Annotated in this window: 28 protein-coding genes; 21 read left to right on the top strand and 7 right to left on the bottom strand. The window is 71.3% G+C overall.

Annotated elements, in window-relative coordinates; genetic code table 11:
- Window positions 1-193: 193 nt before the first annotated feature.
- The 3 genes from OG439_RS37265 to clpB all read left to right on the top strand — a co-directional run bounded on the left by OG439_RS37265 (window position 194) and on the right by clpB (window position 4,657).
- Window positions 194-679, top strand: a complete 486-nt coding sequence (locus OG439_RS37265) for a MarR family winged helix-turn-helix transcriptional regulator (protein WP_326945256.1) — start codon at window positions 194-196, stop codon at window positions 677-679.
- Between the two features lie 99 nt (window positions 680-778).
- On the top strand, window positions 779-1,966 hold the full coding sequence (locus tag OG439_RS37260; protein ID WP_326945255.1) for an MFS transporter: 1,188 nt from the start codon (window positions 779-781) through the stop codon (window positions 1,964-1,966).
- A gap of 96 nt (window positions 1,967-2,062) precedes the next feature.
- Complete coding sequence (gene clpB / locus OG439_RS37255) at window positions 2,063-4,657, top strand: ATP-dependent chaperone ClpB (protein WP_247059351.1); 2,595 nt, start codon at window positions 2,063-2,065, stop codon at window positions 4,655-4,657.
- 32 nt (window positions 4,658-4,689) lie between these two features.
- Here the strand turns inward: clpB and OG439_RS37250 are convergent, their stop codons facing one another.
- Complete coding sequence (locus OG439_RS37250) at window positions 4,690-5,370, bottom strand: SDR family NAD(P)-dependent oxidoreductase (RefSeq protein ID WP_326945254.1); 681 nt, start codon at window positions 5,368-5,370, stop codon at window positions 4,690-4,692.
- Window positions 5,371-5,428: 58 nt separating this feature from the next.
- On the opposite strand from OG439_RS37250, the gene OG439_RS37245 reads away from it, so the two are divergent.
- Both OG439_RS37245 and OG439_RS37240 read left to right on the top strand, forming a co-directional pair.
- Entirely contained in the window at window positions 5,429-5,863 is a 435-nt protein-coding gene (locus OG439_RS37245) for a MarR family winged helix-turn-helix transcriptional regulator (RefSeq protein ID WP_326945253.1), read from the top strand.
- A 101-nt stretch (window positions 5,864-5,964) separates the two neighbouring features.
- Window positions 5,965-6,723 carry a hypothetical protein gene (locus OG439_RS37240; RefSeq protein WP_326945252.1) on the top strand — a complete coding sequence of 253 codons (759 nt, stop codon included), beginning with the start codon at window positions 5,965-5,967 and terminating at the stop codon, window positions 6,721-6,723.
- A gap of 5 nt (window positions 6,724-6,728) precedes the next feature.
- On the opposite strand, the gene OG439_RS37235 is transcribed toward OG439_RS37240, so the two are convergent.
- Window positions 6,729-7,427 carry a hypothetical protein gene (locus OG439_RS37235; RefSeq protein WP_326945251.1) on the bottom strand — a complete coding sequence of 233 codons (699 nt, stop codon included), beginning with the start codon at window positions 7,425-7,427 and terminating at the stop codon, window positions 6,729-6,731.
- Between the two features lie 69 nt (window positions 7,428-7,496).
- Between OG439_RS37235 and OG439_RS37230 the strand changes: the two genes are divergently transcribed.
- The 4 genes from OG439_RS37230 (at window position 7,497) to pyrE (ending at window position 12,208) form a co-directional block, all read left to right on the top strand.
- Window positions 7,497-8,330, top strand: coding sequence for an SDR family NAD(P)-dependent oxidoreductase (locus OG439_RS37230; protein WP_442792243.1), 834 nt, complete (start codon window positions 7,497-7,499; stop codon window positions 8,328-8,330).
- Between the two features lie 75 nt (window positions 8,331-8,405).
- Window positions 8,406-9,167, top strand: a complete 762-nt coding sequence (locus tag OG439_RS37225) for an ABC transporter ATP-binding protein (protein ID WP_247059342.1) — start codon at window positions 8,406-8,408, stop codon at window positions 9,165-9,167.
- Window positions 9,167-11,614: an ABC transporter permease gene (locus OG439_RS37220; RefSeq protein WP_326945249.1), complete on the top strand. Its 2,448-nt coding sequence runs from the start codon at window positions 9,167-9,169 to the stop codon at window positions 11,612-11,614. Before OG439_RS37225 ends, OG439_RS37220 begins: the two co-directional genes overlap by 1 nt.
- A gap of 27 nt (window positions 11,615-11,641) precedes the next feature.
- Complete coding sequence (pyrE, locus tag OG439_RS37215; protein ID WP_326945248.1) at window positions 11,642-12,208, top strand: orotate phosphoribosyltransferase; 567 nt, start codon at window positions 11,642-11,644, stop codon at window positions 12,206-12,208.
- A gap of 36 nt (window positions 12,209-12,244) precedes the next feature.
- Here pyrE and OG439_RS37210 read toward each other — a convergent pair whose 3' ends face one another.
- Window positions 12,245-12,433 carry a CsbD family protein gene (locus OG439_RS37210; RefSeq protein ID WP_247059337.1) on the bottom strand — a complete coding sequence of 63 codons (189 nt, stop codon included), beginning with the start codon at window positions 12,431-12,433 and terminating at the stop codon, window positions 12,245-12,247.
- A gap of 157 nt (window positions 12,434-12,590) precedes the next feature.
- Here OG439_RS37210 and OG439_RS37205 point away from each other — a divergent pair, with 157 nt between their 5' ends.
- The 11 genes from OG439_RS37205 to OG439_RS37155 all read left to right on the top strand — a co-directional run bounded on the left by OG439_RS37205 (window position 12,591) and on the right by OG439_RS37155 (window position 18,185).
- Entirely contained in the window at window positions 12,591-13,157 is a 567-nt protein-coding gene (locus OG439_RS37205; protein ID WP_247059336.1) for an RNA polymerase sigma factor, read from the top strand.
- On the top strand, window positions 13,148-13,750 hold the full coding sequence (locus tag OG439_RS37200; RefSeq protein ID WP_326945247.1) for an Asp23/Gls24 family envelope stress response protein: 603 nt from the start codon (window positions 13,148-13,150) through the stop codon (window positions 13,748-13,750). Before OG439_RS37205 ends, OG439_RS37200 begins: the two co-directional genes overlap by 10 nt.
- The gene (locus OG439_RS37195) at window positions 13,747-14,109 is read left to right on the top strand and encodes an Asp23/Gls24 family envelope stress response protein (RefSeq protein ID WP_326945246.1); all 363 of its coding nucleotides are present in this window, start codon (window positions 13,747-13,749) and stop codon (window positions 14,107-14,109) included. The genes OG439_RS37200 and OG439_RS37195 overlap by 4 nt, the downstream gene beginning before the upstream one ends.
- Window positions 14,106-14,402, top strand: coding sequence for a hypothetical protein (locus OG439_RS37190; protein WP_326945245.1), 297 nt, complete (start codon window positions 14,106-14,108; stop codon window positions 14,400-14,402). Before OG439_RS37195 ends, OG439_RS37190 begins: the two co-directional genes overlap by 4 nt.
- Before the next feature lie 337 nt (window positions 14,403-14,739).
- Window positions 14,740-15,192 (top strand): Asp23/Gls24 family envelope stress response protein, encoded by a 453-nt coding sequence (locus OG439_RS37185; RefSeq protein WP_326945244.1) that lies wholly within the window; start codon window positions 14,740-14,742, stop codon window positions 15,190-15,192.
- A gap of 2 nt (window positions 15,193-15,194) precedes the next feature.
- Window positions 15,195-15,377 carry a hypothetical protein gene (locus OG439_RS37180; protein WP_326945243.1) on the top strand — a complete coding sequence of 61 codons (183 nt, stop codon included), beginning with the start codon at window positions 15,195-15,197 and terminating at the stop codon, window positions 15,375-15,377.
- 4 nt (window positions 15,378-15,381) lie between these two features.
- Entirely contained in the window at window positions 15,382-15,735 is a 354-nt protein-coding gene (locus tag OG439_RS37175; RefSeq protein ID WP_247059323.1) for an Asp23/Gls24 family envelope stress response protein, read from the top strand.
- 26 nt (window positions 15,736-15,761) lie between these two features.
- Window positions 15,762-16,253: a DUF6286 domain-containing protein gene (locus OG439_RS37170; protein ID WP_326945242.1), complete on the top strand. Its 492-nt coding sequence runs from the start codon at window positions 15,762-15,764 to the stop codon at window positions 16,251-16,253.
- The gene (amaP, locus tag OG439_RS37165; protein ID WP_326945241.1) at window positions 16,250-16,807 is read left to right on the top strand and encodes an alkaline shock response membrane anchor protein AmaP; all 558 of its coding nucleotides are present in this window, start codon (window positions 16,250-16,252) and stop codon (window positions 16,805-16,807) included. Before OG439_RS37170 ends, amaP begins: the two co-directional genes overlap by 4 nt.
- Before the next feature lie 313 nt (window positions 16,808-17,120).
- Window positions 17,121-17,513, top strand: coding sequence for a DUF2784 domain-containing protein (locus OG439_RS37160; RefSeq protein ID WP_326945240.1), 393 nt, complete (start codon window positions 17,121-17,123; stop codon window positions 17,511-17,513).
- Window positions 17,514-17,528: 15 nt separating this feature from the next.
- On the top strand, window positions 17,529-18,185 hold the full coding sequence (locus OG439_RS37155) for a TrmH family RNA methyltransferase (protein ID WP_247059319.1): 657 nt from the start codon (window positions 17,529-17,531) through the stop codon (window positions 18,183-18,185).
- On the opposite strand, the gene OG439_RS37150 is transcribed toward OG439_RS37155, so the two are convergent.
- Window positions 18,186-20,324: a molybdopterin-dependent oxidoreductase gene (locus OG439_RS37150; protein ID WP_326945239.1), complete on the bottom strand. Its 2,139-nt coding sequence runs from the start codon at window positions 20,322-20,324 to the stop codon at window positions 18,186-18,188. It lies immediately after the preceding gene.
- Between the two features lie 72 nt (window positions 20,325-20,396).
- Here OG439_RS37150 and OG439_RS37145 point away from each other — a divergent pair, with 72 nt between their 5' ends.
- Window positions 20,397-21,416 carry a glycoside hydrolase family 76 protein gene (locus OG439_RS37145; protein ID WP_326945238.1) on the top strand — a complete coding sequence of 340 codons (1,020 nt, stop codon included), beginning with the start codon at window positions 20,397-20,399 and terminating at the stop codon, window positions 21,414-21,416.
- Here OG439_RS37145 and OG439_RS37140 read toward each other — a convergent pair.
- From OG439_RS37140 to OG439_RS37130, 3 genes are all read right to left on the bottom strand, one after another.
- Window positions 21,381-21,920: a GNAT family N-acetyltransferase gene (locus tag OG439_RS37140; RefSeq protein WP_326945237.1), complete on the bottom strand. Its 540-nt coding sequence runs from the start codon at window positions 21,918-21,920 to the stop codon at window positions 21,381-21,383. The genes OG439_RS37145 and OG439_RS37140 overlap by 36 nt on opposite strands.
- Window positions 21,917-23,047: a toll/interleukin-1 receptor domain-containing protein gene (locus OG439_RS37135; RefSeq protein ID WP_326945236.1), complete on the bottom strand. Its 1,131-nt coding sequence runs from the start codon at window positions 23,045-23,047 to the stop codon at window positions 21,917-21,919. The genes OG439_RS37140 and OG439_RS37135 overlap by 4 nt, the downstream gene beginning before the upstream one ends.
- A gap of 63 nt (window positions 23,048-23,110) precedes the next feature.
- Window positions 23,111-23,977: a LacI family DNA-binding transcriptional regulator gene (locus tag OG439_RS37130; RefSeq protein WP_326945235.1), complete on the bottom strand. Its 867-nt coding sequence runs from the start codon at window positions 23,975-23,977 to the stop codon at window positions 23,111-23,113.
- Between the last annotated feature and the right edge of the window lie 22 nt (window positions 23,978-23,999).

Raw genomic sequence — 23,999 nt, 5'->3', positions numbered from 1 at the left:
CCGCGCACGCTTCGTGCGCGGCCCGTCCGCAGAGTAGCGGCCGGGCGCCCTTTTGCCCGCATTGTTGCTCCGACCGGGTGTACTGCCGCCGGTGCGGGCGTGGGGGACCTCACCGGGCCGATGCTTGCCCTGCGCAAGTGTCCGGCAATAAACTTGTATTGCACAACTAACAGGCAGTACCGGGAGGGCTCCGATGAGTTTCGACGACACCGAGGACGACGTCCGGGTCGAGCTCATGCGTGAGCTGAAAACCGCGTCCCAGCTGCAGCACGCGTGGATCATGCAGGCCTGGCAGGACGCGCCGGGGCTGCACCCCGCGGCCGCGATGCTGCTGTCGGACCTGGCGAAGAACGGCGAGGCGCGGCCGTCCGAGCTGGCGAAACGCCGGTTCGTCGACCTGTCCGTCGTCAGCAGGCAGATCACCCAGCTCTCCGCCGCCGGGCTGATCGACCGCCGTCCCGCACCCGAGGACGGCCGGGCGACGCTGGTGAGCGTCTCCGAGAAGGGCCGCGCGGAGCTCGCCAACTGGCGGACCAACTACCTCGAGTTCATGGAGCAGGCCCTCGGCGGCTGGGACGACGCCCGCGTCACCGACCTCACCGGGCGGCTCGCGGAGATGAACACCGACCTCCGCCGCGCGCTCGGCAGCGTGGCGTGTCTCGCTGACACGACCAAGTGACGGACGGGCAATCGGTCACACCGCCAGTTGCATTCGGCGTGACCGATTGTCTCCGTTCGGTCCTGACTTCCCGGTGCTGACCAGAGCTAACGTCGATGGGTGACGCGTAGCCGGGTCGCACTGCTGTGCGCGTTGGGGATCGACAACTTCGGCTCAGGTCTGTTTCTCCCGCTCGCCCTGGTCTACGTGACCCAGGTGGTCGGCGTGCCGCTCGCCGTCGCGGGCACCGCGGTCACCCTCGGCACGGTCGGCGGCCTGGTCGTGCCGCCGCTGGCCGGACGGCTGGTGGACCGCGTCGGCCCGCGCGTCGTCGTCATCTGCGCCCAGCTGCTGCAGGCCGCCGGTGCCGGCGCGTACCTGGTGGCCGACGGCGCCGGGGCCGTGGTGTTCGCCGCGGTCCTGCTCGCCGCCGGGCAGCAGCTGTTCTACAGCTCCCTGTTCGTGCTCATCGCCGACGTCGCGGGCGACGTCCCGAAGGATCGGCCGTTCGCCGAGGTGGGGATGGTGCGGGCCGGCTGCTTCGGCCTCGGCGGGCTGGTGGCGGGAGTGCTGCTGACCTGGCAGGGGCTGGCCGGGTACCGGGTCGCGCTCCTGCTGGACGTCGGCACGTTCGTCGTCGCCGCCGGCATCCTCGGCTTCTGCGTCCGGCTCGTGCGACCGCGCCAGAAGGACTGCGAGCGGCCCGCACGGGTGCTGCGCAACCGGCCGTACCTCGCGTTGATCCTGTTCAGCGGCCTGTTCGGGCTCTCGCTCGACTTCTTCCTGATCGGCACGCCGGTGTTCGTCCTCGACCGGCTGCACGGGCCGGCCTGGCTGCCGGGCGCGATCCTCGCCCTGCTCACCGTGCTGACCAGCGTCGGCGGCACGCTCGCGCTGCGGCTCACGGCGAAGCTGACCCGGATCGGCGCGATGCGGGCCGGCTCGGCGTTGTTCTCCGCGTGGTGCCTGGTCAGCCTGGGCGTGCTGCTCGTCCCCGAGGGCTGGCGGGTGGTCTACCTGCTGGTCTCGACGCTGGTGTTCGCCGCCGGCGACCTGGTCTTCGGGCCGCGCTCGGGGGCGCTGGCCGAGGCCGCGGCACCTCCGGACGCCCGTGGACGTTATCTCGCTGCGTACCAGTACGCGTTCACCATGGCGCAGGTCCTCGCGCCCGCTGTGGTGGCCTTGTTCTCGGTCGCCGACTGGTTACCCTGGGTGCTGGTCGGGGTGTGCGCCGGGCTCGCCGTCGCCGGGCTCGGGACGCTCGCGCCCCGGTTGCCGGCGGACGCGGTCGCACCCGGCCAAAGTTGAGCGGAACAGACTCAAGTCTTCGTGCGTTGTAGAAATTGACGGGCTTCGGTCAGGCCTGTCACCAGGACTTTCTTGTAATCGAGCATGAGGTGAGGGATGGACGCTTTCAACCCGACCACGAAGACCCAGCAGGCGATCTCGTCCGCGGCGCAGGCGGCCACCATGGCCGGCAACCCGCACGTGTCGGCCGCCCACCTGCTGGGCGCCCTGCTGGCGCAGGGTGAGGGGCTGACCGCACCGCTGCTGACCGCGGTCGGGGCCGACCCGGGGGTGGTGCACAAGGAGCTCGAGCCGATCACCGCGGCGCTGCCGTCGGCGACCGGCGCGACCGTGTCGAGCCCGCAGTTCGACACCTTCGCCGTGAAGTCGCTGACGCACGCGCAGAAGCTGGCGACCGAGCTGGGCGACGAGTACGTCTCGACCGAGCACCTGCTGGTCGGGCTGGCCACCGAGGGCGGCCAGGTGGCCGACCTGCTCAAGCGGCACGGCGCCACCCCGGACGCGCTGCGTGAGGCGTTCGCCAAGGTTCGCGGCTCCGCCCGGATCACCAGCGCGGACCCGGAGAGCACGTTCAAGGCGCTGGAGAAGTACGGCGTCGACCTGACCGCGCGCGCCCGCGCCGGCGAGCTCGACCCGGTCATCGGCCGGGACACCGAGATCCGCCGGGTCGTGCAGGTGCTGTCGCGGCGCACGAAGAACAACCCGGTCCTGATCGGCGAGCCGGGCGTCGGCAAGACGGCGATCGTCGAAGGCCTGGCCCAGCGCATCATCGCCGGCGACGTCCCCGAGTCGCTGCGCGGCAAGCGCGTCATCGCCCTCGACCTCGGGTCGATGGTGGCCGGCGCGAAGTTCCGCGGCGAGTTCGAGGAGCGGCTGAAGGCCGTGCTCAAGGAGATCACCGACTCCGCGGGCGAGGTCGTCACCTTCATCGACGAGCTGCACACCATCGTCGGCGCGGGCGCGACCGGCGAAGGCGCGATGGACGCGGGCAACATGATCAAGCCGATGCTCGCCCGCGGTGAGCTGCGGATGGTCGGCGCGACCACGCTCGACGAGTACCGCCAGCACATCGAGAAGGACGCCGCCCTGGAGCGGCGCTTCCAGCAGGTGCTGGTCGGCGAGCCGTCGCCGGAGGACACCATCGCGATCCTTCGCGGGCTGAAGGAGCGCTACGAGGTGCACCACGGCGTCCGGATCACGGACGCCGCGCTGGTCGCCGCGGCGACGCTGTCCGATCGCTACATCACCGCGCGCTTCCTGCCGGACAAGGCCATCGACCTGGTCGACGAGGCCGCGTCCAAGCTGCGCATGGAGATCGACTCGCGGCCGGTGGAGATCGACGAGGTCGAACGCGCCGTGCGCCGCCTGGAGATCGAGGAGATGGCGCTCGCCAAGGAGAGCGACGCGGCTTCGAAGGACCGGCTCAGCGCGTTGCGCGCCGAGCTGGCCGAGAAGCGCGAGACGCTGACCGCGTTGACCGCGCGCTGGCAGAACGAGAAGGGCTCCATCGAGAAGGTCCGCGAGCTCAAGGAGCAGCTGGAGCAGCTGCGCGGCGAGTCCGAGCGCGCCGAGCGCGACGGTGACCTTGGCAAGGCCGCCGAGCTGCGCTACGGCCGGATCCCGGCGCTGGAGAAGGAGTTCGAGGCCGCGACGGCCGCGAACGAGGCGAGCCAGCAGAACGTGATGCTCAAGGAAGAGGTCGGCGCCGACGACGTCGCGGACGTCGTGGCCGCGTGGACCGGCATCCCGGCGGGACGGCTTCTCGAGGGCGAGACCGGCAAGCTGCTCCGGATGGAAGAGGAGCTGGGCCGGCGGGTCATCGGGCAGCCCGAAGCCGTGCAGGTCGTGGCGGACGCGGTGCGCCGCGCCCGGGCCGGCGTCGCCGACCCGGACCGGCCGACCGGGTCGTTCCTGTTCCTCGGCCCGACCGGCGTCGGCAAGACCGAGCTGGCCAAGGCGCTGGCGGAGTTCCTCTTCGACGACGAGCGGGCGATCCAGCGGATCGACATGAGCGAGTACGCCGAGAAGCACTCGGTGGCGCGCCTGGTCGGCGCCCCGCCGGGGTACGTCGGGTACGACCAGGGCGGGCAGCTGACCGAAGCCGTCCGGCGCCGGCCGTACTCGGTGGTGCTGCTCGACGAGGTCGAGAAGGCCCACCCGGACGTCTTCGACGTGCTGCTGCAGGTCCTCGACGACGGGCGGCTGACCGACGGCCAGGGCCGGACGGTCGACTTCCGGAACACCATCCTGATCCTGACCTCGAACCTCGGCTCGCAGGCCATCGCCGACCCGAACCTGGACGAGCGCCAGCGGCGGGACGCGGTGCTGGACGTGGTGCAGCGGCAGTTCAAGCCGGAGTTCCTCAACCGGCTCGACGACATCGTCGTGTTCCACTCGCTCGGCACCGAGCAACTGACGTCCATTGTGGACATCCAGGTGGCCCGGCTGGCCGCGCGGCTGGCCCAGCGCCGGCTGCACCTGGAGGTCACCGACGGCGCCCGCGAGTGGCTCGCCCTCAACGGCTTCGACCCGATCTACGGCGCCCGCCCGCTGCGGCGGCTGGTCCAGTCGGCGATCGGCGACAAGCTCGCGAAGGAACTGCTGTCGGGCGAAGTCCGTGACGGCGACACGGTCCGGGTCGACATCCCGGACATCGAGGCGGGCAACGCGCTGACGGTGACCCGCGTCTGATCCGCCACTCGGAAACCCCGAAAGTGCAAGTATCACCAGGCCAACCGGCGCTCGTCTTCGAAGACGGCGCCGGTTGGCCCGTTTTCGTCCACAGTGGCCAGCCGGATGGCCACTTCGGCGCCTTCTTCGGGAGTGCGGCTCCCGCGAAAGCCGTTGAAATCCGTGGCGACGTGGCCGGGTGCGGCGCCGTTCACCTTGATCTTCGTGTCCGCGAGTTCCCGCGCGTAGTGCGCGGTCAGCGCGTTGAGGGCGGTCTTCGAGCCGGAGTAGGACATGGACGGCTGCCCGGCCCAGGCCCCGTCTTCGCCGATCGAGCCGCGTTTGCTGGTCACGTTGACGATCCGGCCCGCGGGTGACCGCCGCAGCAGCGGCAGGAACGCGTTCGTCACGCGGACGACCGCGAACACGTTGGTCTCGTAGACCCGCCGCAGTGTCTCCGCGGTCTCGTCCGACGGCTTCCCGTACCCGCCCGCGTTGATCCCGGCGTTGTTCACCAGTACGTCCAGTTCCCCGATCGCCGCCACCGCGTTTTCGACGTCCTCGTCGGAAAGCACGTCGAGCCGGACGAACTTCGCGCCGATCTCCGCGGCGGCGGCCGCACCGCGGCCGACGTCACGCGCTCCCGAGTAGACGGTGAATCCCCGCCGGACGAGTCCGGCCGCGATCGCCTTGCCGATGCCCCTGTTCCCGCCCGTCACCAATGCTGTTGTCATGACAACACCGTACGCCGGATCTTGTTGTCATGACAACACCGTCGTAGAGTTGCCGCTCGTGGACCGGCTCAGCAAGGACGACATGGCGTTGTGGCACGCCTGGAAGCGCGCGGCCGAAACCGTGCGGGCCCGGGTCGTCGAGGACGTCGCCGCCGCGACCGGACTGTCCGATCCGGACTTCGGCGTGCTCACCCGCGTCGCCGAGGACGGGAAGGGGAGCCTGCGGCAGAACCAGCTCGCCGACTCGATGGGGTGGCACCGCAGCCGGTTGTCGCACCACCTGACCCGCATGGAGCAACGCGGGCTCGTGACGCGGCGGCCGGCCGACGGCGGGGTCGAGGTCGTCATCACCGACGCCGGCCGCGCGGAAGTCGCCCGCGCGCGGCCGGTGCACGCCGCCGCCGTGCGGGCTCACCTGGTCGAACCGCTCGGAAAGGCCGACCGGGCCACGTTCTTCGCGTGCCTTGCAGCCCTGGCCGAATCGTGCGATTAAGCGATTTGTCGACGTTGCGGGCGGGAAATGCTTCGAATGGGCGCGGCGACACGGGTACCGGCGATCATCTCTTCGGCGTAGCAGGCGATACGCTGACGATCGTGGGTATTCCGGCGTGGATCTGGTTCGTCATCGCGGCCGTCGCCCTGGTGGCGGGGCTGGGGCTGCTCGCCGCCGATCGGGCGAAGGAGGGCTCGCGCAACCGCGAGCGCATGCGCTGGGCACAGTTGCGCGGCTGGCAGTTCGTCGAAGAGGACGAGCGGCTGCCGCAGCAGTGGTCCAACGGTGCGATCGGCTACTTCGGCGCGGACGCCGCCGTCAACGTCGTCGCGGGCTCGACCTTCACCTCCGACGGCCGCCGCCCGGTGTTCATCTTCGACATCGAGTCCGAGGGGCAGATCCCGGCCGTCGTCGTCGCGGTGCGCTGCAACAAGAAGCACAAGATCCCGATCGAGATGTGGCTGTCCAGCGTGCCGTTCCAGCGCGCCGACATGCCCGAGATGCTCGGCCCGATCGGCTCCCGCTACGCCTTCGCGGACGACGCCGACGGCGCCCGCGCGGTGATCACCCAGGAGCTCGTCGACGCCGCGGACCAGCTCGGCGGCGACGTCGGCGTGGCCTGGCTCGAGAGCGAGTGGGTGCTCGCCAGCGTCGTCCCGACCGCCGGCCCGTCGCGCCTCGAGCGCCTGCTGCGCGACCTCGGCGAGATCGCGGACATCGTCGACCCGTTCGACGAGGACTACGACGCCGGTCGCCACCAGGCGAGCGCGCCGATCCCCGCCGTGGGTTCCGCGCCGGGCACCCCGGCCGCCGGGATCCCGGTGCAGCAGCCGCCGCCCACGGACACCCCGCAGGACTAGCAGGACTAGAGCACCGGCCGGTCCAGCACGCTCAGCGACACCGACGGGTGCTGGTCCAGCGTGCCGCGCACCGACGTCGTGCTGCCCTGGACGTGAACCACGCGGTCGACACCGAAGTCGCCGCTGAACGAGCCCGATGACAGGCTCTGCGACGTCCTGACCAGGCCGGACGCCGGCCCCAGCGTGCCGCCCACCTCGTGCCTCTGGCCCACGTCGAGGACACCGGTGAAGCTGCTGATGACGTGCTGCTCGGACGTCGTACCGACCGCACCCAGCTGACCGAGGTCGACGGCCTGCCCGGACGAGCGGCGGGCGGCGATCCCGCCGGTGAGGTCGCCGGTGAACAGCCCGGTGTCGAGCTGCTCGGCGTGCTCGCTCAGGACGTCGACGCCGTGGCCCAGCCAAACGCCCTGGTGGGCGCTCTCGGCGACGCCCGCGCGTTCGCCGCCCGTGGCGACGGCCTCCGTGCGGTCGGCGGCCAGCCGCACGTCACCGAGCCGCTTGCCGACGACGTCGCGGCGGGTCGCGGTGAGGGCGTCGCCGTCGTTGTTCAGCGTCGTGGTGTGCCGGTGGTCGATCGGCAGCGTCAGGTCGGACGGGGCGGCGAACGCCGAAACGGGGGCGGCGAAGAGGAGGGCGACGGGTGCCGCGCCGGCGGCGACCCTGGGCAGATAGCCGCTCTTGCGCCTGCTGTGCTTACCCATGCCGGGACGATAGCCCGGGCGCCAAACGGCTGCACCTCGGGCCCTGACCAGCGCGTATGGTTCACCCACATGACCACCACCAACGTCTTTGCCGGGGGTCCGGGTGGCGGCGCCCCCGGCCCGGGGCGAAGCCCCGGACATCACACCGCCGTGATCACCGGAGCCACCGCGGGCATCGGCGCGCAGTTCGCGCGCACGCTCGCCGCCGAGAAGTACGACCTGGTGCTCGTCGCCCGGGACGCCTCGCGGCTGGAGACCTACGCCGCCGAACTGCGCGAACGCCACGGCGTCGCCGTCGAGGTGCTGCCCGCCGACCTGTCCGAAGTGGACGGACGAACGGCCGTCGAGGAGCGGCTGGCCGCCGGCCCGATCGACCTGCTCGTGAACAACGCCGGGTTCGGGTTGGGCGGCGACTTCTGGACCGTCTCGCCGGACGCGCTGCAGCGCCAGCTCGACGTCAACGTCACCGCCGTCCTGCGGCTGACCCGCGCGGTGCTGCCGGGCATGGTCGACCGCGGCCGCGGTGACGTCATCCAGGTCAGCAGCGTCGCGGGCTTCTTCAGCGGCCGAGGCTCGACCTACACCGCGAGCAAGAACTGGGTCACGTCGTTCACCGAGGGCATCGCCGCGTCGCTGCCGAAGGGCGTCCGGATGATGGCGCTCTGCCCGGGCTTCACCGCGACCGAGTTCCACGAGCGGGCCGGCCTGGACCGGCCGGGCCCGAAGATCGCCTGGCTGGGCGTCGAACAGGTGGTCAACGAGGCCCTCGCGGACCTGCGCCGCGGCAAGGTGATCTCGGTGCCGAGCCTGCAGTACAAGGCCGTCGTGGCGATCGGCGGCCTGCTCCCGCGCGCGGTGCTGCGCAAGATCAGCGGCGGTTTCGGCGGCAAGGGCCGCACCTGAGTAGGGCTGTCCCTACCTTCGAAACGCGCGTCAGCACCAGGGAGGTCCGGGCGCTACCTGCCTAGCGTTCTTCCCATGACAACTGGGTGGCACGAGGCAGCCGACGCGGTCCGGCTCGAAGCCGTGCGCAAGGAGTACGGCGAAGGCGTGGTCGCGCTGGACGGGGTCTCGATCTCCTTCCCGCGCGGCGGTTTCACGGCCGTGATGGGCCCGTCGGGCTCGGGCAAGAGCACGTTCCTGCACTGCGCGGCGGGCCTCGACCGGCCGACGTCGGGGCGGGTCGTGCTCGACGGGCAGGACCTCGACGGCAAGAGCGAGACCTACCTGACCAAGCTGCGGCGCGACCGCGTCGGCTTCGTGTTCCAGGCGTTCAACCTGCTCCCGGCGCTGACGGTCGAGCAGAACGTCGTCCTCCCGCTGCAGCTGGCCGGGAAGCGCGCGGACAAGCGGCTCGTCTCGCGGATCCTCACGCACGTCGGGCTCGACGGCCGCCGCAAGCACCTGCCCGGCCAGCTGTCCGGCGGGCAGCAGCAGCGCGTCGCGATCGCGCGGGCCCTGGTCACCGACCCGGCCGTGCTGTTCGCCGACGAGCCGACCGGCGCGCTCGACACCCGCACCGCCGCCGACGTCCTCGGCCTGCTGCGCGAGTCCGTCCGGGCGTCCGGCCAGACGGTGATCATGGTGACGCACGACCCGGTCGCCGCGTCCCACGCCGACGACGTCGTGTTCCTGGCCGACGGCCGGATCGCCGGCCGGCTGGCCCGGCCGACCGCGGAAGCCGTCGCCGAGCGGATGACCCACCTCGGTGCCTGGGACCGGTCGGCGGTGCGGGCCTGATGTTCAAGCTGGCACTGCGCACCCTGCGCCTGCGCAAGGGCGCCTTCCTGGCGACGTTCGTCGCCGTCTTCTTCGGCGCGGTGATCGTCTCCGCCTGCGGTGGCCTGATGGAGTCCGGCATCCGCTCCGAGACGCCGGTGCAGCGGCTGGCCGCGGCGCCGATCGTCGTCGGCGGGCAGCAGACGCTCAAGCTGCCGGAGGACGACCCGGCGACCCTCGACCCCGAGGACAAGCACAAGTTCGAGAACGGCACCCTGGCCGAGCGCGTCCGGGTCGACGCCGCGCTGGCCGACCGCATCCGCGCGGTCCCCGGCGTCACGAACGTCGTCGGCGAGGTCAGCTTCGCCGCGCAGATCGGCTCCGCGAGCGCGCTCGGGCACGCCTGGGACTCCGCCGTGCTGACGCCGTACACGTTGCAGGGCCAGGCACCGCAGCCCGGCGAGGTCGTGGTGGACGCCGGGCTGGGGCTCGCTGTCGGCGCCACGCTGCCCGTCGCCGCGCACGGCGAGGTCGCCCAGTACCGCGTCTCGGGCATCGCCACCGCGCCGCAGCCGATGCGGGACGCGGCCGTGTTCTTCGCGCCTTCGGACGCCGAGCGCCTGGCCGGGCACCCCGGCCGGTTCGACACGATCGGCGTCTTCGGCGGCGACGTCGCCGCGGTGACGGCGGCGGTCGGTGACGCCGGTGTCGTCCTGACCGGCAGCGACCGGGGCCTGCTGGAGTTCCCCGAGGTCGACGCGGGCGGCGAGAACCTCATCGTGCTGTCCGCGGTGTCCGGCGGGCTGTCGGCGTCGGTCATGGTGTTCGTCGTCGCCGGGACGCTCTCGCTGTCGACGCAGCAGCGCCAGCGCGAACTCGCGTTGCTGCGGGCCATCGGCACGACCCCGCGCCAGCTGCGGCGGATGGTGCTCGGCGAGGCGCTGGTCGTCGGGCTGCTCGCGGTGGGGGCCGCGATCGCGCTCGGCCCGCTGCTCGGGCGGTGGCTGTTCGACCAGCTCGCGGCCAACCACGTCGTCCCCGACGTGCTGCGCTTCGAGCAGGGCTGGCTCCCGGCGACGGTCGCCGCGGGTGCGTCCTTGCTGGCCGTGGTCGGCGCCGCGTTCGTCGCGGGACGGCGCGCGTCGAAGGTCCGCCCGACCGAGGCGCTCGCCGAAGCCGCCGTCGAGCGGCGCTGGCTGACGCCGATCCGGCTGATCACGGCGATCCTGTGCTTCGGCGGCGGGACGGCGCTGGCGATCGTCACGGTCGCGGTGATGACCGGCCCGGTCGCGGCCAGCACGTCCGGCCCGGCCGTGATGCTGTGGGCGTTCGGCCTGGCGGCGATCAGCCCCGGCGTCACGAAGGTGATGGCGACGCTGCTGCGCTGGCCGCTGCAGGCGGTCACCGGTGTGGTCGGCCGCGTCGCGCTGCTCAACACCCGCGTCGTCGCGGTCCGGACGGCCGGCGCGGTCACGCCGATCATGCTCGCCGTCGGCATCGCGACCGCGAACATCTACCTGCAGACCACCCAGGAAGCCGTCTCGAACCAGGCCTACACCGAGGACTTGCAGGCGGACGCGGTCGTCGGCTCGCCGATCGGGCTCGATCCGTCGGTGGTCGACCGGGTCCGCTCGGTGCCCGGGGTTGCGAGCGCGTCGGAATACGTCACGAGCACGGTCTTCATCGAGAAGCCGTTCGACTCGAACCAGGACAAGGACGGCTGGCCCGCGATCGGTGTCAGTGAGCTGACCGGGAACGCCGTCACGGTGCCGGACACGCTCGGTCGCCACGTCGGCGACACGTTGTCGCTGCGGCTCGGCGACGGCACCCCGGTGGACGTGCGGGTGGGGGCCGTCGTGAGCCAACGCGCCGGGTTCGAGGACCTCGTCCTGCCCGCCGGGCTGCTCGCGCCGCACACGACCACCGGGCTCGTCCCGCAGCTGCTGGTCCGCGCCGCTCCCGGCGTCGACCCGGCGACGCTGGCTTCGCACCTCCGCGCGGCGACAGCGGGGCTGCCGGTGCAGATCGGCGACCGGAACGCGCTGATCGCGGCGCACGCCAAGGGCAACGAGGTCGGCGCGTGGGTCAACTACCTGCTCGTCGGGATGATCATCGCCTACACCGTGATCTCCGTCGTCAACACGCTGGTGATGGCGACCGGCAAGCGGCGCCGCGAGTTCGGGCTGCAGCGGCTGAGCGGGTTCACCCGCGGTCAGGTGCTGCGGATGGCCGGCGTCGAAGGCGGGCTGATCGCGACCATCGCGATCCTGCTCGGCACGGCGACGGCGGCCGGCGCGATCGTCCCGTTCTGCCTCGTGGTGACCGGTTCCGTGCTGCCGCAGGGGCCGATCACGATCTACCTGACGGTGCTCGCCATCGCCGTAGTGCTTGCGCTGGTGGCGATCTTGGTCCCGGCCTGGGCGGCGACGCGCGGGCGTGCGGTCGACGCCACATCCATCGGGGAGTGAACCCGGTCGTGTGTAAGACTCACGGCCGTGGCGAACCCCGTTCTGGATCAAGCGGCGAAACTCGAACTGGCCAGGTTGGTCACCGATCTTTCCGTGGTGCACGGAAAAGTGACCCTGGCGTCCGGCAAGGAAGCCGACTACTACATCGACCTCCGGCGGGCGACGCTGCACCACGCGGCCGCGCCGTTGATCGGCAAGCTGCTGCGGCAGCTCACGGCGGACTGGGACTACGTGGCGGCCGGCGGGCTCACGCTCGGCGCCGACCCGGTCGCGCTGGCGATGCTGCACTCCGCGGCGACCGACGGTGTCGTGCTCGACGCGTTCGTCGTCCGCAAGGACACGAAGGCGCACGGGATGCAGCGGCGCATCGAGGGCATGGAGGTCCGCGGCCAGCGCGTGCTGGCCGTCGAGGACACCTCCACGACCGGCGGCAGCGTGCTCACCGCGGTGGCGGCGCTGCGTGAAGCCGGCGCCGACGTCATCGGGGTCGTGACGGTCGTCGACCGCGACACCGGCGCGCGCGAGGCCATCGAGAAGGAAGGCCTCGAGTACCGGTTCATCCTGGGCCTGGACGACCTGGGGCTGGAAGGCTGACGCGGGGCCGGGGGCGGCCGCGCGTCAGCCCCCGGCTCACTTCTTGCCGAAGAGGTCCTTCGCGGCGTCCTTGACGTGCTCGACGGCGTCCTTCAGGCCCGCCTTCGCCTGGTCGCCCTGGCCCTCGGCCTTCAGCTGCTCGTCGCCGGTGACGTTCCCGGCGGTCTCCTTGGCCTTGCCGCCCAGGTCCTCGGCCTTGTTGCTGATCTTGTCGCCCAGCGACATGGGACACCTCCCGATCCGTGGCACCCCGGTGGGTGCCTGGTGCCGGAAGGACCCCGGCGGTGATCTTTCGTCACGGATTCGCACGAGTGATGGCTGTCACCCACAATCAGTGCGTGACGTTTCCCGGGCTCCCGTGTCCTCTTGCCGAGGAGGTGCCGTGACGACGACCAGCGCGGATCCCGGCACGCCGCTCGACGACGCGACCCTGGTGGGCCGCGCGCGGGACGGCGACGTCCGGGCGTACGAACAGCTCGTGCTGCGCTACCAGGGCCCGATGTTCCGGCTCGCGGCGAAGATGCTCGCGAACCGCGGTGACGCCGAGGACGTCGTGCAGGAGGTGTTCCTCAACGCCTGGCGCAAGCTCGACCAGCTCGGCGAGGACGCCGCGTTCGTTGGCTGGCTCTACCGGGCCACGACGAACCGCTGCCTGAACGCCATCCGGGCGCGCCGGCCGCAGGCCGACGTCGACCTGGACACGGCGGAGTCGCCGCGCCGCGACCTCCAGCCGGAACGGGCCGCGCAGGTGAGCGGCCAGCTCGCGGCGTTGAACACGGCCTTGGCGCAGCTCACCCCGGAACAGCGGGCGTGCTGGCTGCTGCGTGAGGTGCACGGCCGGTCCTACGAGGAGATCGGCGAAATCGTCGGCGTGAACGGCACTGCGGTGCGGGGCCGGATCGCGCGGGCCAGGGCACAGCTGGCGGAGGTGATGAAGCCATGGCGATGACGGACTACGAACTGCCCTGCGAACGCGATGTCGAGCAGGTGTGGGAGCGGCTCGACGCGGTCGGCGCCGGGCTGGCCGACGAGCACGAGCTGACCTGCCCGCACTGCCGGGCGGCGCGCGAAAGCCTGCTCGCGTTGCGCGAGGCGACGTCCGAGATGGTGGCCGAAGCGGACGCGCCGCCACCGGACCTGTTCGGCCGGATCATGTCGGCGGTCCGGGCCGAGGTGCGGCGCGGCTCGATGGTGCCGCTGCCGAGCCCAGAACCCGGGAGCGTCGAGATCAGCGAGCAGGCGGTGGCGGCGGTGCTGCGGTACGCGGCGGACACCGTCGTGGGCATCCGCGCCCGGCGCTGCCGGATCCACGACGACGGCGCGGGTGTCGTCGAAGTCCAGCTCACCCTCGCGGTGAGTCTGCGGAACGCTACGGGCGGTGAAGCGTTGTCGCTGGTGCGGGAGCGGGTGACCGCGGCGGCCGCGGCCCGGGTGGGCCTGACGCTGGCGAAGCTCGACCTGCTGGTGGACGACGTTTTTGAAGAGGACGCTGTCGAGGAAGACACTCTCGGCGAGGACACTGTCGGGGAGCCAGGGGAATGACTGTGGAGTACGTCATCGCCGACCCGGTGATCGCCAGCGTGGCGGCTCGGGCGGCGATCACCGCGCCGGGCGTGGTGCGGCTGGAGCCGGGCCTGCGGGGGCTGGTGACGGCGTGGACGCGGGCGGCCCGCCAGCGCTGGAAGGGCCTCGACCCGGCCCCGGCCGACGGCGTCCGCGTCCGCACGGTGGACGGCAGGCTGAGCGTCCAGGTGGACCTGATCGCGTCGGGCGCCGACCAGGCCGCGACGGTCGGCCGGTCGGTGCAGCGCGCGGTCAGCCGGTACGTCACCGCGCAGACCGGCCTGGTCGTCGACGAGGTGTCGGTGTCCATCATGGACATCGAAACGGCGAACCGGTGATCGCGGGCGAGGCGGTCGAGAAGATCATCGTCGCGATCAAGGGCATCCCGGGCCTCCGCCCGGCGACCCCGGTCTCCGCCGGCACGACGTGGCTCCCGGTGGACTGGGAAGGCATGGCGGTCGACCTGACGCCGGAACTGGTCCAGATCCGCCTGATCGCGTCCCGGCTGCCGATCCCACAACTGCTGGACCGCGCGACGGAAGTCGTGCGCCCGGTGCTGGCGGGCACGGAGTGGGAGAACGCCCACCTGCGCTTGGTCGTCACCGACCTCGACGGCGCGGCCTTCGCCTGATCGCCCCCGCCCCCACACACATACCCCCACCGCTCCCTGGGGGGACGTCCCACGCCCAGCGTACCGGCGCCCACGGACAAAACCGGTGTCGTACGGCCGATTCCGCCGAGTTGTCCACATGTGGTTCGCCCTGGGGACAACCGGCCTGAGGCCCACGGATCCGCGCCACCGACAGCGTTTCGGGGCGGCGGACCCCAGCGGACACCTGCGGCCCAAGCCGAGACCCACGTCACACGATCGGGGCAGTGACGATTCCCCATCCCCGGTGTCCTTACCTACGAACCAGGCGGAAAGCCTTGTTCCCCAGGACATTCCCAGAACACCCGAGGAGGACCTCATGACCGCGACCGCCGAGAAGACCGTGGTGACCACCGCGAACGACGCCACCAGCGCGCTCGTCTCGAAGCAGGGCACCACCACCATCGCCGACACCGTCGTGCAGAAGATCGCCGGGCTCGCCGCCCGTGAGGTCAACGGTGTGCACGAACTCGGCGGTGGCGGGGCCGCTCGCGCTCTGAGCGCGCTGCGCGACCGCATCCCCGGCGCGTCCTCCAGTGTCGGCCAGGGGGTTTCGGTCGAGGTGGGCGAGAAGCAGGCCGCCGTCGATCTGCAGCTCGTGGTCGAGTACGGCGTCGCCATCGCGGATCTCGCGCGGTCGGTGCGGCGCAACGTGATCACCGCGATCGAGCAGATGACCGGGCTGCAGGTCGTCGAGGTGAACATCAACGTCAACGACGTCCACATCCCGGGTGACGACGACGTGCCCGTCACCAGCGACCGGGTGCTGTGACCGTGAACGGCACCCTGATCGGCCTGCTCTTCGGCCTGGCGCTGGGGTTCGCGGCCGCCTTCGGCGGGTTCGGCGCTTTTGTCGCCGTGCTCGTGCTGGGCGGCCTCGGCCTCCTCGCCGGCCGCTGGGCCGACGGCAAGCTCGACCTGTCCGCCCTCGTCGGGGCCGCCCGGGATCGGAGGTAACCCCATGTCCACGGTCACCGCGCGGCACCGCCGCGACGACGTCGAGACGGTCGAAGAAGAAGAGCGCGGCGAGACGACCGTCGAGCCGCGGGCGGTCGGGCGCATCGCCGCCCGGGCCGCGCGTGAGGTCGACGGCGTCGCCGCCGACGTCACCGCGAAGGCCACAGTGGACGGTGAAGTGACCACTGTGGACATCCGGTTGCCCGTGGTCTACCCGGCGCCCGTCACCGGCACCGCCGACCGGGTCCGGGCCCACCTGCTCGGCCGCACCACCGAACTGACCGGCCTGCGCACGCAGCGCGTCGACATCACGATCGCGCTGCCGCCGGTCGAGCAGCCGAAGCGGCGGGTCCGATGAGGCGGCCACGGCGGAGCGTGCCGGCGATGCTCACCGCGCTCGTCCTGCTCGCCGCGTGCGCGTTCGTCGTGACGGCGCTCGTGCAGCGGCTGCTGGGCGTGCCACCGGTGCTGTCCTACGACGCGGTCGCCGCCCGCGTCCACGACACCTCCTGGAACGAACTGCCCGTGCTCGTCGGGGGCGGGGCCGCGGTTCTCGTGGGGTTCGTGCTGCTGGCGGCGGCGCTGCTGCGCGGCCGTCCGGTCGTCCTGCCGCTGGTGCCGGAGCCGGGTTTCGACACCGGCACCACGCGCCACGGCCTGCGGACGTCGCTGCGGGCGACCGCCGCGCACGTCGACGGCGTCTCGGCGGCCGCGCTCAAGCTGCGTCGCCGCACCGTGCGGGTCAAGGTGAAGACCCAGCGGACGCGCACCGACGGGCTCGCCGACGCCGTCCGCTCCGCGCTCGAAACGCGGCTCGGCCAGGTCGATCTGGCCACGCCGCCGCGGGTCCGCGTCCGCGTGCGAGGTGCGCGATGAACCGGCCCGCCGCGCTCAACCGCACCCTGCTCGCCCTGATCGGGCTCGTGCTGCTCGCCGCCGGCGGGTTCGCGCTGGCCACCCACTTCGGCCGGCTGCACGTCCTCGACCCGGCGTCTTCGCTGGTCCCGGGCTCGACGGCGCCGCCGACCTGGGTGTTCTACGCGGCGATCGCGGTCGCCGTCGTGCTGGGGCTGCTGTGCCTGCGCTGGCTGACGGCCCAGGCGTTCCGGCGGCCGAAGACCGTCGCCTGGCGGACCGAGGAGGCCGAGGGCGCGACCACGCTGGACTCGTCGACGGCCGCCGCGCCGGTCGCGGCCGACGTCGAGGGCTACGACGGCGTCCGGTCGGCGTCGGCCTGGCTCACCGGGCCGCGCGAGGCACCGGCGCTGTTCCTGATCGTCATGACCGATGCCGAGGCCGACGCGGGGGCGATCCGCGCCCGGATCACCGAGCACGCCGTCCCGCGGCTGCGCCAGGCCCTGGAGGTCGACGCCCTGCCGGTGCGGCTCGAAGTTCGGCTGACGGCGAAATCGGGCGCTCGCGCCCGGTGAAGCGGCGGCCGCCGGGGTTACCGTCGACGGATGGACGAGCAGCCGTCGACGCCCGGTGAGCCGCACCGCCCGAACGACCCGAACCGAAAGAAACCGGACGGCGCACCCGATCAGTACCCGCACGAGGAGCCGACGAAGTACCCGGCGAAACGGCCCCCCGAATTTCCACCCGGTGTGACGCCTCCGTCACCACCCAGGTGAAGAAGTTGCTCCGGTGGGTTGAACATCACACGCCTGGGCATTCTTCGAGCAGGCCGATTCCGATCAGCGGAGTAAAGTCCCTGGTAGGGGGATCGGGGTAAGGGGGTGGGCGGTGGCGAAGTTCCTGGCCGACGTGACCGTTGCGGTGCACATCCTCGCCTTGCTGCTGATCGGCCTCGGCGGCTTCCTCGCCTGGCGCTGGCCCAAGCTGATCTTCGTGCACATGTTCGCGGCGTTCTGGGGCATCCTCGTGAACATCACGCCGGTGCCGTGCCCGCTGACCGCGCTGGAGAACTTCTTCCGGAACCAGGAAGGCCTCGGCGACCTGCCCGGCGGGTTCAACGCGTACTACCTCTACGACACGGTGTTCCCGCGTTCGTGGCTGCCGGCGATCGGCATCATCGCGGTCGTGCTGGTGATCTACTCCTACGTCGGCGTCTACCACCGGTGGCGCCACCGCGATCACCACGAGGACGCCCGCGCGCACGCCGTCCACCTGGGTTAGGCGACAATCGACGCCGTGAGCACACCCCACGACGTCGGGCCCACCGAGTGGGTGAGCCGCGAAGAGGTCGGCGTCGGCCCCTGGCCGGGTGACTGGCCCTCGGACGACCGCTACGACCCGGACCTCCTGCGCGACGGCGACCGCCGCAACGTCGTCGACAAGTACCGCTACTGGCGCCGCGAGGCGATCGTGTCCGATGTGGACGCCCGCCGCCACCCGTTCCACGTGGCCATCGAGAACTTCCAGCACGACCACAACATCGGCACGGTGGTCCGCACCGCCAACGCTTTCGCCGCGGCCGAGGTCCACATCGTCGGCCGCCGCCGCTGGAACCGCCGGGGCGCCATGGTCACCGACCGCTACCAGCACCTCCGCCACCACGACGACGTCGCCGGCCTGCTCACCTTCGCGGCCGAGCAGGGCCTCGCGGTCGTGGCGGTCGACAACACGCCGGGGTCCCAGCCGGTCGAGACGGCGGACATCCCGCGCGAGTGCGTGCTGCTGTTCGGCCAGGAAGGGCCGGGCCTGTCGGAGGCCGCCCAGGCCACGGCGGCGCTGGTGGTGTCGATCGCCCAGTTCGGCACGACGCGCTCGATCAACGCCGGCGTCGCGGCGGGCATCGTGATGCACGCCTGGGTCCGGCAGCACGCGGACCTGTCCCAGGCCTGGTGATCAGGCCGGCGCGACCTCGACCGGGATGCCGTTCAGCACCGAGGTTCCCGACGGCACGTCCAGCAGCGTCTCGTCGGCGACCAGGTTCGAGTTGACGCCCGGGTTCGCGCTCGCCACCCGCGTGCGCGAACCGGCGACGTCGTGCCCCCAGCCGTGGGGGATGCTGATCACGCCCTCGCGGACCTCGTCCGTCACCTCCACCGGGACCTCCAGTTTCCCGGCGCGCGACGTCACCGACGCGAGACCGCCGTCGGTCAGGCCGAGGCGGGTCGCGTCGCTCGGGTGAACCTGGACCGTGCAGCGGTTCCCGCCGCGGACCAGTGGCGCGAGGTTGTGCATCCACGAGTTGTTCGAGCTCAGGTGCCGCCGGCCGATCAGCACCAAGCCGTCGTCCAGGGGGCGGGCCAGCTCGTCGCGCAGCCGCGGGACGTCCGCGACGATCGGTTCCGGCGCCAGCTCGATCCGCCCGGACGCCGTGCACAGCACCTCCGGGATCCGCGGCTTCAGCGCGCCGAAGTCGATGCCGTGCGGCGCGGCTTCGAGGTCGGCCAGCGTGACGTCGTACGGGCCGCTGCGCAGCATCAGGTCGACCAGCCGCGCGGGTCCGGTCCGGTCGCCGGTGATCTCCAGCTTGTTGCGCCGCGCGGTTTCGGCGGCGACGAAGTCGTCCAGCGCGGCGACGTCCGCTTCGGGCCCCTGACCGGTGACGATGCCGGTGAGGCGCAGCATGGTCTCCCACTCCTGCGGGAGCTTCGACGGCAGCGTCGGCGGCGTCCAGTTCGCGATGTTGCGCACCGAAAGCTGGTAGAACGCCAGGTCGAAGTGCGGCCGCTCGAGCGGTGACGGCCCGGGCAGGATGACGTCGGCCTGGCGGGACGTCTCGTTGAGGTAGACGTCGACCGAGATCATGAAGTCGAGGCCGTCGATGGCCGCGGCCAGGCGGCCCGCGTTCGGCGTGCTCAGGCAGGGGTTGCCGCTGACCGTGATCAGCGCGCGGACCTGGCCCTCGCCCGGGGTTTCGATCTCGTCGGCCAGCGTCGCGACCGGCAGTTCGCCGACGACCTCGGGGTAGCCGCGCACCCGGCTGTGCCAGCGGCCGACGGCGAACGGGCGCCGGTTCCCGGTCGGCGTGCACGCGGCCAGCGGGAACATCGCGCCGCCGGGCTCGTCGAGGTTGCCGGTGAGCACGTTGAGGACGTCGACCAGCCAGCTCGCGATCGTGCCGAACGTCTGGGTGGTGGTGCCGATCCGGCCGTAGACCACGGCGTTCTCGGCGTCGGCCAGGTCCAGGGCCATCCGGCGGATCTCGGCGGCGCCGATGCCGACGCGCGGCGCGGCGGCCTCGGGGGTGAACGGCTGAGCCAGCGCGCGGACGTCGTCGAGGCCGTTGACGTGCTCCGCCAGCCGGCCGAGCTGGACGCGGTTCTCCGTGACCAGGACGTTGACCAGCGCGAACAGCAGCAGTGCGTCGGTGCCGGGCCGGATGGCGTGGTGCTCGTCGGCGAACTGCGCGGTGCGCGTGCGGCGCGGGTCGACGACGACGATCTTGCCGCCGCGCTCGCGGATCCCGCGCAGCCGCCCGCGCATGTCCGGCGCGGTCATCAGGCTGCCGTTGGACACCAGCGGATTCGCGCCGAGGATGAGCAGGTGCCGCGTGCGGTCGACGTCGGGCACCGGGATGGCGAGCGGGTCGCCGAACATGGTGCCGGACGAGTAGTGCTTCGGCATCTGGTCGACCGACGTCGCGCTGTAGAAGTTCTTGGTGCCCAACGCTTTGTAGAGCACGCGGCTGTAGAGCGTCAGCGCGATGTTGTGCACGCCGGGGTTGCCCGCGTAGACGGCGACGGCGTTGCGGCCGTACTTCTCGAGGAGCGGCGGGAGCCGCCGGTCGATCTCGTCGTAGGCCTCCTGCCAGCTGACCTCGACGAACTCGCCGTCGCGCTTGAGCAGCGGCGCGGTCAGCCGGTCGGGATCGTGGTGCAGCGCGCCGAGCGATGCGCCCTTCGGGCAGATATAGCCCTTCGAGAAGACGTCCTGCTGGTCGCCGGTGACGCGGGTGACCTGCTGGTTCTCGTCCAGCGTCACCTCGAGGCCGCAGGTCGCTTCGCACAGCGGGCAGGTGACGTGTGCCGTGGTCATGAGTACCTCGCAGGCCGTCGGGTCCTTCAACATACCGAGCGGTATGTCGGTGGGCAAGGCAGGATTGCCCGCATGGACGTCTCGGCCGCCGAACGCGCGGTCACCTCGCGGCACCTGCGCCGGGTGTGGGGGCTGCCCGGCACGGTCCTCGGCCGCAGCGGCTGGCCGGCGACGCCGGGGCAGCGGCTGCACTGGCACTGGAACTACTGGTGGCAGGCGCACCTGCTGGACACGCTGATCGACGCCCAGCTGCGCGAGCCTTCGGCGTCCCGGCTCGCCCTGATCCGTTCGTTCGTCCGCTCGGTCCGGCTGCGCAACTTCGGCCGCTGGACGAACGACTTCTACGACGACATCGCGTGGCTGGGCCTTGCGCTGCAACGGGTTCAGGCACTGGGCATCGACGTCGGCCCGGCACTGGCGGCGATCGACACGCAGCTCCTGTCGGGCTGGACGGAGGCGGCGGGCGGCGGCATCTGGTGGCGCGTCGGCGACGAGTTCAAGAACGCCCCGGCCAACGGCCCGGCGGCGATCTTCCACGCCCGCTCCGGCAACCGCACCCGCGCCCGCGAGATGACGGACTGGCTGTCGTCGACCCTGGTGGACCCGTCGACGGGCCTCGTGTGGGACGGCATCCGGACGGACACGGGCGAGCTGGTGAAGCACATTTACACGTACTGCCAAGGGGTCTACCTCGGCGCGTGCCTGGAACTGTCCTTAATGGACGAAGCGGCCCGGACGATCCGAGCGGTGGCATCACACTGCGCGCCGGGTGGCGTGATTCGCGGCCAAAGCGGCGGCGACGGCGGTTTGTTCGCGGCGATCCTGGCCCGCTACCTGGCTTTGGCGGCGCGGTCCCTTCCGGGCCCCGAGGCTTCGGTGGCCCGATCGCTGGTGCTCACGTCGGCCGATGCGTGCTGGTCAGGCGCGTCGGAGGGCCCGGTGTTCAGCGCGTTCTGGGACCGCCCGGCACCCTCGCCGTTGCCGAAAGACGCCCCGGAGCGCGACATGTCGGTCCAGGTGGGCGGCTGGATGCTGCTCGAAGCGGCGGCGACGCTGTCACCAGACGTCGCCGGCCCGCCAGTCGGCGGTTAGCTCCCCGTCCAGGTCCAGATCCAGTGGCGCCCGGCCCGGGAACACGTAGACGCTGCCGTCGTCGTCCTCGGTGCGCTGGATTCCCGACGGTGTCAGAGAGAACGTCGGCCCGCGCCATTGCTGCCAGCCGCAGCTCTCGTACAGCGGCCTTCCGACCGTGGACGCGCTCAACGCGCCCACCTCGAACCCACCCAGCAGCGCGTCCATCTCGGCCATCAACGCACTCGCGATCCCATGCCGCCGATGGTCGGGATGGACGGCGACGCCCTCGATGTACCCGGTGTTCAGCACGCGGTCGCCGTGCAGGAGACGTCGCTGCACGAGCGAGGCGTGACCGACCAGCTCATCGCCGTCGAAGGTCAACGCGTGCATCCCGCCCAGCGTGTTCTCCCAGCCGGCGAGGTCGAAGTCCTTGAACGCGCCCTCGAGCAGGGCGCGCGCCGCTAGCAACTCGGCGTCGGACAGCTGGGCGGTGTGCAGGAGACGGTTCACCACGTCCATCATGCCGGGGCGGTCGGCAAGGACAGCTTGTCGATCTCGGTCACCCAGGTCTGTGTGATTTCCCGGGCTTCGAGGAGCAGGGTCAGGCTCTTGCGAAGGCGCCGGACAACGGGCCGTATTGCCCTGGTCATCCCCTCAGTCTGCTCCAGCATTTCGGTCATGGTCTCGATGTGTCCCAATCCCTCTGCCGCAGCTTTGGCGAGACCGGTGAGGGAGTCGCAGAACGACCGGATGTCCGTTGCCGACGTCGTCTGGCTGGCGATCTCCGCGGGAATCATCCGCAGGATCAGCGAAATCCCTTCATCGACGTTGTGCAGTTGACTCGAATAGGCGTTGGCGAGTGATTCGATCCGCGTCGTGGGTTCTTCCAATTGGCCGGCCGCCTCTTCGAGGATGGCCAAGCGCGCCGAGTACGGCTCTGCGCGCTTCACTCCGTCCTGGATCGCAGTGCCGGCTACGCCCATTATTTCGCCGATCTCGGTGATTGCTTTGCCGAGCTTTTCGAGGGTAGCGCTCCACTGCGGGAACGCCACCTCTGACTGCGAGATGATGTCGACGAATCCGAGGGCGTCGTCCGCTCCACCCGCGTCCGGAACGACCGGTTTCGGTACGGTGACCGAGGTCGCTTCGAGTGCCGAGTTGACCCGGTACATCCGTTCCGCGAGCCGGGCCACCGCCTGCCGGTACTCCGGAGATGTGCGGGAGCAGAACCGCGTCTCGGTCCAGTCCTCCCACTGGAACGACTTGATCAGACTAATGGAGTCATCCAACGGACTGTCATCCGTCAAGCCCGGGAAATCGATGTACTTGATGGGCATGACGAGCTCGGGGATTCCTAGTTCATTCGCTCGCCTGGCGAAGAAGTTCAACTCGCGACGGCACTCGGTACTCATGAAATATCGAGGCGTGATGATGGGAACGAAGAACGCAACGGATGCGAGCGTGGTGTCGATCTTCGCGCGCCACTTGTCACCCCACTCCATGCTGTCCCGGTCCAGGAAGAGGGAGATGGTCTCACCGCTGATCATCTCGAACTGCGACACGACATCCCGGGCGAGTTGCGAGATCCGCTCGCCTTCGGCCGCGTCGTCCCTGTGGACGTAGGACCAGAAACCAGACGTCTCACTCAAGACCCACCTCGCTGATTGGAAGATGTGGTCCAGGTCGCGCGGACGATTCGTCTTGTTACACGCTCAGCAGCCGCAGGACGCGCCGTGCAGGAACCTCGGCGTCAGCAGTACCGACTCCGGGGGCCGGTCCGGGTCGGCCATTCGGGACAGCAGCAGCTGTACCGCCCGGCGGCCGATATCGGCGATCGGCTGGACCAGTGTCGTCACCGCCGGGCTCACCCGGCGGGCCCAGTCCATATCGCCGTAGCCGACCACGGCCAGCTCCGAGCCGATGCGGATGCCGCGGCGGTGGGCCTCGTACTGGACGCCCACCAGCATCGCCTCGTCCGCCACCACCAGCGCCGTCGGGGAGGGCCAGCCGTCCAGGAGCTTGGCCGTCGCGCGGGCCGCTCCGCCCGACGTCGACAGGCCGCTCTCCACCAGTTCGCGGTTCCAGCGCAGGCCCGACTGCTCCAGACCGAGGCGATACCCCCGGACGCGCTCGCGGCTGACGTCCTGGCCGTCGTCGCCCGAGATCAGGCCGATCTTGCGGTGGCGGCGCTCGATCAGGTGCTTCACCAGCGTGCTCATCGAGTGGACACTCTCCGTGCCCACCTGGTCGACGTCGTTGCGCGCCGCGACGCGATCCATCAAGACCGTCGGCACGCCCATCCGGACCAGGCCGTTGACCACCGCTTCGTCGCCCGGCGTGGGAACCAGCAGCACGCCGTCCACGAGGTCCGCCCGCAGCGCGCGGACGACCGCGGCCTCTTCGCTGACGCTGTCGCCGGTGTCGGCCAGGGTGACGTCGCAGCCGGCCTGCGCGGCGGCGGCCCTGATCGAGCGCAGCAGCTCACCCGAATCGGGGTGCGCTTGCGCACCCAACGCGACGCCGATCCGGTAGGTGACCGGGGGGTCCCAGAACCGGAGCTCCGGCGAAAGTGCCGTCATAAGCCCTCGCAGACGCTCAGCC

The sequence above is a fragment of the Amycolatopsis sp. NBC_01307 genome (genome assembly GCF_035975215.1).
GTDB lineage: Bacteria > Actinomycetota > Actinomycetes > Mycobacteriales > Pseudonocardiaceae > Amycolatopsis.
The sequence above is the reverse complement of the archived record's forward strand: the minus strand, read 5'-3'. Positions and strand labels throughout refer to the sequence as shown.

Excerpts from the sequence above, each read along its gene's own strand:
- OG439_RS37265 (WP_326945256.1), top strand. The coding sequence starts at position 194 with ATGAGTTTCGACGACACCGAGGACGACGTCCGGGTCGAGCTCATGCGT.
- clpB (WP_247059351.1), top strand. The coding sequence starts at position 2,063 with ATGGACGCTTTCAACCCGACCACGAAGACCCAGCAGGCGATCTCGTCC.
- OG439_RS37250 (WP_326945254.1), bottom strand. The coding sequence starts at position 5,370 with ATGACAACAGCATTGGTGACGGGCGGGAACAGGGGCATCGGCAAGGCG.
- OG439_RS37235 (WP_326945251.1), bottom strand. The coding sequence starts at position 7,427 with ATGGGTAAGCACAGCAGGCGCAAGAGCGGCTATCTGCCCAGGGTCGCC.
- OG439_RS37230 (WP_442792243.1), top strand. The coding sequence starts at position 7,497 with ATGACCACCACCAACGTCTTTGCCGGGGGTCCGGGTGGCGGCGCCCCC.
- OG439_RS37225 (WP_247059342.1), top strand. The coding sequence starts at position 8,406 with ATGACAACTGGGTGGCACGAGGCAGCCGACGCGGTCCGGCTCGAAGCC.
- OG439_RS37220 (WP_326945249.1), top strand. The coding sequence starts at position 9,167 with ATGTTCAAGCTGGCACTGCGCACCCTGCGCCTGCGCAAGGGCGCCTTC.
- OG439_RS37210 (WP_247059337.1), bottom strand. The coding sequence starts at position 12,433 with ATGTCGCTGGGCGACAAGATCAGCAACAAGGCCGAGGACCTGGGCGGC.
- OG439_RS37200 (WP_326945247.1), top strand. The coding sequence starts at position 13,148 with ATGGCGATGACGGACTACGAACTGCCCTGCGAACGCGATGTCGAGCAG.
- OG439_RS37195 (WP_326945246.1), top strand. The coding sequence starts at position 13,747 with ATGACTGTGGAGTACGTCATCGCCGACCCGGTGATCGCCAGCGTGGCG.
- OG439_RS37185 (WP_326945244.1), top strand. The coding sequence starts at position 14,740 with ATGACCGCGACCGCCGAGAAGACCGTGGTGACCACCGCGAACGACGCC.
- OG439_RS37175 (WP_247059323.1), top strand. The coding sequence starts at position 15,382 with ATGTCCACGGTCACCGCGCGGCACCGCCGCGACGACGTCGAGACGGTC.
- OG439_RS37170 (WP_326945242.1), top strand. The coding sequence starts at position 15,762 with ATGCTCACCGCGCTCGTCCTGCTCGCCGCGTGCGCGTTCGTCGTGACG.
- amaP (WP_326945241.1), top strand. The coding sequence starts at position 16,250 with ATGAACCGGCCCGCCGCGCTCAACCGCACCCTGCTCGCCCTGATCGGG.
- OG439_RS37150 (WP_326945239.1), bottom strand. The coding sequence starts at position 20,324 with ATGACCACGGCACACGTCACCTGCCCGCTGTGCGAAGCGACCTGCGGC.
- OG439_RS37145 (WP_326945238.1), top strand. The coding sequence starts at position 20,397 with ATGGACGTCTCGGCCGCCGAACGCGCGGTCACCTCGCGGCACCTGCGC.
- OG439_RS37140 (WP_326945237.1), bottom strand. The coding sequence starts at position 21,920 with ATGATGGACGTGGTGAACCGTCTCCTGCACACCGCCCAGCTGTCCGAC.
- OG439_RS37130 (WP_326945235.1), bottom strand. The coding sequence starts at position 23,977 with ATGACGGCACTTTCGCCGGAGCTCCGGTTCTGGGACCCCCCGGTCACC.